This window comes from Shewanella sp. SG44-6, assembly GCF_014164185.1.
GTDB classification, from domain to species: domain Bacteria; phylum Pseudomonadota; class Gammaproteobacteria; order Enterobacterales; family Shewanellaceae; genus Shewanella; species Shewanella vesiculosa.
Genome location: NZ_JACJER010000207.1, coordinates 1 through 4,934 on the forward strand (window position 1 = coordinate 1; position 4,934 = coordinate 4,934).

General features: G+C 39.5%; 4 protein-coding genes. 1 reads left to right on the forward strand and 3 read right to left on the reverse strand.

The annotated features are described in order from the left end of the window. The first annotated feature begins 137 nt into the window (after positions 1 to 137). Positions 138 to 1,166, forward strand: a complete 1,029-nt coding sequence (locus H5185_RS21190) for a methyl-accepting chemotaxis protein (RefSeq protein ID WP_259396280.1) — start codon at positions 138 to 140, stop codon at positions 1,164 to 1,166. A gap of 208 nt (positions 1,167 to 1,374) precedes the next feature. On the opposite strand, the gene H5185_RS21195 is transcribed toward H5185_RS21190, so the two are convergent. From H5185_RS21195 to H5185_RS21205, 3 genes are all read right to left on the reverse strand, one after another. Beyond that, the gene (locus H5185_RS21195) at positions 1,375 to 3,606 is read right to left on the reverse strand and encodes a bifunctional diguanylate cyclase/phosphodiesterase (protein WP_124014986.1); all 2,232 of its coding nucleotides are present in this window, start codon (positions 3,604 to 3,606) and stop codon (positions 1,375 to 1,377) included. A 340-nt stretch (positions 3,607 to 3,946) separates the two neighbouring features. Continuing rightward, positions 3,947 to 4,234: a DUF406 family protein gene (locus H5185_RS21200; protein WP_124014987.1), complete on the reverse strand. Its 288-nt coding sequence runs from the start codon at positions 4,232 to 4,234 to the stop codon at positions 3,947 to 3,949. Positions 4,235 to 4,362: 128 nt separating this feature from the next. Further along, a complete protein-coding gene (locus H5185_RS21205) occupies positions 4,363 to 4,860 on the reverse strand; it encodes a VC2046/SO_2500 family protein (RefSeq protein WP_124014988.1) in 498 nt (165 codons plus the stop codon). Positions 4,861 to 4,934 lie beyond the last annotated feature (74 nt).

Sequence of the window (4,934 nt, forward strand, 5' to 3'; positions counted from 1 at the left end):
TCAAGTTGATGAACCAATCTGTTAACTTGGGCTCTTTCATCGGCATTTAAATTGGAGCTTAGAATTTCATTATCAATAATATCATGGAGTATATTAGTACGTTCCGGATAAAGGTAATCATAGCAGTGCTGTTGAGTATGATAATTATCACCTTTTTATCCTTAGTGATTATTAAACGCATCAAATTGGCATCACAGCATTTAGAAGATAGCGCGAATAAAATTTCCTTGGGTGATTTGACCCAACGGATCCATTTGACGGGGAACGATGAATTTACCCACATAGCTACTTACGTAAATCAGATTGTTTATAGTTTTCAAAGTATCGTTAAATCAATGCACCAATCTACATTCTTGTTGGCAAGCGCATCAGAAGAAAACTCGGCAGTTGCGGCGCAAACAAAACTAAATATTCTCGAACAGCAACAACAAACTCAGAGTATTGCTAGCGCTATCCATCAGTTTTCCGCAACGGTACATGATGTGGCCCAGAGTGCCAGTTCGGCTGCTCAAGCCTCTGAACATACAGATAATGCTGCGTCTAAAGGGCAACAGGTGGTTAAAGAGAGTATTGCCAGAATTGAACGCTTATCGATTGAAATGCAAGAGTCAGTCTCAGCAATGAAATCAGTGGCACAACATGCTGAAGATATTGGCAGTGTTGTCGACGTAATCCAAGCCATCTCTGAACAGACGAATTTATTAGCATTAAATGCGGCCATAGAAGCGGCTCGTGCTGGTGAGCAGGGTCGAGGATTCGCTGTGGTAGCGGATGAAGTTAGAACCTTGGCCAGTCGTACACAACAGTCTACCCAAGAAATACAGAAAACGATTCAAAACTTACAAAAAGCTAGCCGAGATGCGACTCAACGTTTAGTGCAAGGGGCTGAAAATGCACAACAAACGGCAACGGAAGCACAAAAAGCGGGTGATGCATTAGCTGAAATAACTGACAGTGTTGATCAAATTAATGCCATGAATACACAAATCGCCACAGCAGCGGAAGAACAAAGTTCGGTGACAGAAGAGATAAACCGCAACATTACGAGTATCAGTGACATTTCAAATCAAACCGCTGCCGGAGCGGAACAAAGCAGTGCCGCCAGTAATGAATTAGCTAAGTTAGCCGAAACGATGAAAGCAGAAATTGAAAAATTTAGACTTTAAGGCTTAACGACTCAGTTAAATAACAGGAAGTTAGATGCATGACTTCCTTTTTAATTCATGCAAATCGTTCACCGCTTTAGTTCAAACATCGCTTGGAACCACCCTAGTGTATAAGTAAAAAGACGCTCTCCAACTTACCTTAATGTGTTACTGAACTAGAAAATGTCTTAATGTCACATGAAAGATAAACACTAACAAAATCTCAAAACTAAGCGATAAATGATTCAGGTTGCATGTTAACTGTAGTCGCAGACTGGTGGTTATTAATAAATAAACCAAAATCATTCACCCGTATTGCAGGGCTATACAAAAATCCTTGGGCTTGATGACAACCGCTTAGGGTTAAAAAGGCTTCTTGCTCTGTCGTTTCCACCCCTTCAGCGGTTAATGAAATGTTCAGTGCTTTCGCCATAGCGATGATGGCACTGACAATCTCACGACTTTCGCGGCTGGAAGATATATCCATAATGAATGAGCGATCTATTTTTAATTTGGAAATAGGAAACTGTTTAAGGTATTTCATCGAACTGTAACCAGTACCAAAATCATCAATCGCTAAGCCAACACCTAATTCTGCCAACTCATGACATAAATTAATCGCATAGCGAATGTCACCCATGAGTTCAGTCTCAGTGATTTCAAGGATCAATGTATTGGGCTTAATTCGATAGCGGGTGATTAATAGCCATACGAGTTCATACAAATTGCCACTAAAAAATTGTCGCGCTGACACGTTGACATGCATGGTAATGTTAACGTTTTTATGTTGCCATAAATTTAATTGCTTACAGGCCGCCTCTAATACCCATTCACCAATTTGATTAATCATCCCGGTTTGTTCTGCTATTTCAATAAACGTGCCCGGATACAGCACCCCTTTTTTAGGATGATTCCAGCGAATTAATGCTTCAGCACCAATGTATTGATGATGCTGGAGATCCATCAAAGGTTGATAGTACAGCTCAAACTCACGGCCGCGAATCGCATGCTGCAAATCTCGCTCTATTTCCGCTTTAGTGGTAAATGTTTCAAGTAACGCTTCATTAAAAAATTGGTAATTATTATCGTTTTTCTTCTTGGCATATTGCAAAGTAATATCCGCACAGGATAACGGAGTAAATAAGCCCACAACAGACTTGATGTCTACCACGGCAATAGCGGGGTTAGGTTGTATTTTGGCTCTGGAGATCATTGATGGCGCCGCCAAATTCATATACAAACGGCTAATAATGGCTTCGACTTCGATTTCAGAAGTCACTGGAGGCAATAACACCGCAAACTCATCGCTACCGATCCTTGCGACATCAATCGCATTGGCAGACGTTGCAAAATGTTTTAATCGTCGTGCTATCTCAATCAGTAAAGCATCGCCATCTTCATGGCCATGAGTATCGTTAAAACGCTTGAAGCCCAATAAATCAATGAGGATTAATATGCCATCAGCAGCGCGATCAAGTATGGGGGTAAAATGACTACGATTGTGCAAACCGGTTAACGCACAATGCCAAGCCAAACGTTCTAATGCCACTTTATGTAAAAATGCTGCGGAATTATCATAACTGGAAACTAGCGCATAATGTTTACCTTGTTCGGTGACAAACGGCTTAATATGATACTTTAGCCAATATTCACTGCCATCGGTGCGTGTCAGTTTAAGTTCGCCTTCCACAACTTCACTAGCGCGTAATTTTTCGATGATATGATCAAGTAGTTTAGGAGCGTTTCTAAAAATATCGAGATTAGAAACGCTATGATGTTCAACGTTATTGCGAAGCAATCCAGTCATTTTTTGATGAGCACTATTCACATACTCAATAATACGACTATCGATATTGACCAGCATAACAACATGTTCTGATTGCTCTGTGGCATTGCGTAACAAATGAATTTGTTCATTACTGTCATAGGTATAACGTGTAGACAAGGCTAACGCCAGCTGATCTGCACATTGGATTGCAAGCTGAATGTCTAATTTACCCCATTGAATCTGTTGGCAACTTTCCACCGATAATACGCCCTCGATATGACCATTAATTCGGATGGCAATATCAATACTGGTAACAATATTGTGGTGTTGGTAGTAATCAGAAAAAGTGTCGACGAGGTTAATATGAGCATTGTCGGTAGATAATATGTAGCGATGACAACGTAATTCGTTGATGTACTGTGGATCAATGGTCATTTGTTTCAAATGGGAGGTATACACCAGCGTCTGGTCCACATCACTTGCAACCAATGCATGCTCAGAAATAAGGCGTTCATCAACCAGCAAGCCATCATTATTTTTATGTCGTAATGACCAAACAGACACAAATGATGCTTTAAAATAATCCCGCAGCAATTGACAAACCAGCTCTGCGGTTTTGGTGAAATCACCTTGTTGTTTTGCACTGGAATTTACAATTAATTCCAATAAGTGCTGGTGTTCTCTTCGACTCATTTACATCCCGAAAAAAATGGTTTCATTTCCTAAATCTATAACGTTTGTAACTCAAAATACCTATCATTATTGGTTTTGGTATTCAGAGTGTGAGTCAACATGTTACAGCAATACTTAGAGAGCAAAACTCGCGTTAAAGGCATCATAAAGTTACATTAGCAAAAGCTACTATGTCTTTAGTTAAGTAACGCAGATTACACGCGATACTTAAAAACAGCAATCCTTTGGTAATACATTGTTACGCTTTACTAGGATTAATATTACGCGAGGTATACTCGAATAAAAATCTTTAACAACAAACATATAACCAATATTTCTTTTCATTAAACTGCAGAAAGATCTACAGTTGATTTTCAAGTTGAAAAATCATTTTCTCTACACTAAAAGCGAAATCAAGCTTGAGTTCAATGGTATTATCGGCATCAATAATGACAGCTTTTGTATCAGCAAAACGTTGCTGAGCAATTTCCTGCATCGCTTGAGCTTGTGACAATGCATCGTCACCAGCAAAACTAAGCACTAATAATGTATCTTCTGCCTCAACTACGGCACCAATATCGACGTAACTTCCGCATTCTGTGCAACTATCGCTTACAAGGCCTTGCTGCTGTTTAATTTGTTTAATCATGACTTCACCCACTAGTTAATTTAACGGTCACTTATCAATATAACGTAGATCAAGCAGCCATTTATTTGCCATGCTCACAAATCCTAAAAGTATTCACTTAATCTAAACAAGATCACCGCATTACAGGCTTATGCTAGCTGAAGTGCTAACGTGTTTGATATCTTACGCTGCGTGCTGAGTTGATCTAAAAAATGCATGTCTTCTATGGGAGTATGTTGCTGGTAGGCATTAATCGCTTTATTTTTAGTGAGGTAATCACAGTTACTTAATACTTCGACCATAGCATCAGATTGCGACCCTCTAATGACCAGAGCTTCAGGTGTTAATGCTTGTTGCAGTTGAAACTGTCTGGCACCTTGTTGCTGAAATATCATCGCGTGATCAAAGGTGTCTGGATGGACAGAAATATCATCAACTAATAACTGCGGTTGCGGTACAGAAAATTTGTTGCGTAACTTTTGTGTGTTATCAGTGTCAGTTTCTAATTGAAACTGTGCCATATCACGAGCATCTACAGACAGCATAGCCAATAGCAAGCCAAATTCACCGCGACGATTATGCTCAATCGCGACGTTTAATCGGTTCCCTATTTGTAATTCATTGACTAATGTTGACTCAATTTGCATATAAAAACATCACAACTACTGCTCGATGCTATTTTATCGACCAAACAGTCATAAACTTTAGTAATTTATTCAAC

Coding starts and splice junctions, on each gene's coding strand:
- H5185_RS21190 (WP_259396280.1), top strand. CDS start 138: ATGATAATTATCACCTTTTTATCCTTAGTGATTATTAAACGCATCAAA.
- H5185_RS21195 (WP_124014986.1), bottom strand. CDS start 3,606: ATGAGTCGAAGAGAACACCAGCACTTATTGGAATTAATTGTAAATTCC.
- H5185_RS21200 (WP_124014987.1), bottom strand. CDS start 4,234: ATGATTAAACAAATTAAACAGCAGCAAGGCCTTGTAAGCGATAGTTGC.
- H5185_RS21205 (WP_124014988.1), bottom strand. CDS start 4,860: ATGCAAATTGAGTCAACATTAGTCAATGAATTACAAATAGGGAACCGA.